Origin of the sequence: Vibrio sp. 1874 (genome assembly GCF_033344395.1) — a bacterium.
Classification (GTDB): domain Bacteria; phylum Pseudomonadota; class Gammaproteobacteria; order Enterobacterales; family Vibrionaceae; genus Vibrio; species Vibrio alginolyticus.
Genome location: NZ_JAWPOR010000202.1, coordinates 1 through 1,012, shown reverse-complemented (window position 1 = coordinate 1,012; position 1,012 = coordinate 1). Strand labels below are relative to the sequence as shown.

The window sequence follows — 1,012 nt, the reverse complement described above, 5'->3', positions numbered from 1 at the left end:
ATAACCCATTTAGCTTGCTGGCTATGGTAATCAGATAAAAGGAATAAAAAATGTCTAAGACAAATCTTGACCTAAATTGGATTTTTGGCACATCCGGAGATGACGATTTAACAGGAACAAAAGGATCTGAAACCACCGACATCTTTTTCGGATTTGGCGGTAACGATAAGTTTGTAGGCTACGGCGGCAATGATTATATTTTTGGCGGCTGGGGAGACGACACACTGCTAGGCGGTCGTGGCAACGATTTTATTTCTGGCGGTTTTGGGAATGACTTCATCTCAGGTGGTCTAGGTAATGATTCATTGTTCGGTGGATGCGGTGATGATGTTATTTTCGACTATTCAGGCAACAACTTCCTCAGTGGGGGCTGGGGTAACGATACGCTTGTGGTCGGCGATGGCGAGTCAGTGTTGAGCGGGGGCTGTGGTGACGACACATTTGTCTTTACCAACCGTCTGGCGATTGGCGTTCCTGATCAACCGGGATCCTCCAATGACATTGAGATAGAAGCCGATGTGCTCGACTTTAATATCTTCCACGACAAACTGGACTTTGATTTGGGTAAAGATACAGATGGAGATGGCATTCGCGATACTTTCCTAGATTCAGCGGATGATCTGACCCTTAGCTACAACGAATGTGGTTGGGCAGTATTCTCTAGCGAAGAATACAACGTAGAAGTCACGCTAAATGGCGTTAATTCAGCTTACATAAACTATGCTGAACACCACGGTATCGACATTTTCGAATTCGCATAAGCCATCTTTACTCGGCGTAAACACTGCTCAAGTATAAATAATGAAAAAGGAGGCTGATAGCCTCCTTTTGTTTATGTTGATATTTCAACTTATTCGAATGGTGATGGATCACCAGAACCAATTCGAACCACTTCTGGATCACCTTCGCTGAAGTCAATCGCTGTAGTAGGTTGCTCACCTAAGTAACCACCATTCAGAATCACATCAACTGCATGTTCAAGTTTGTCGCGGATATCTTCCGGATCAGACTC

The 1,012-nt window shown here is 44.4% G+C and carries 1 protein-coding gene and 1 pseudogene; one reads left to right on the top strand and one right to left on the bottom strand.

Annotated elements, in window-relative coordinates:
• The first annotated feature begins 50 nt into the window (after positions 1-50).
• Positions 51-761, top strand: coding sequence for a calcium-binding protein (locus R8N46_RS25630; protein ID WP_318189834.1), 711 nt, complete (start codon positions 51-53; stop codon positions 759-761).
• Between the two features lie 89 nt (positions 762-850).
• Here the strand turns inward: R8N46_RS25630 and R8N46_RS25625 are convergent.
• Positions 851-1,012, bottom strand: a pseudogene (locus tag R8N46_RS25625) (threonylcarbamoyl-AMP synthase); the annotation flags it as partial.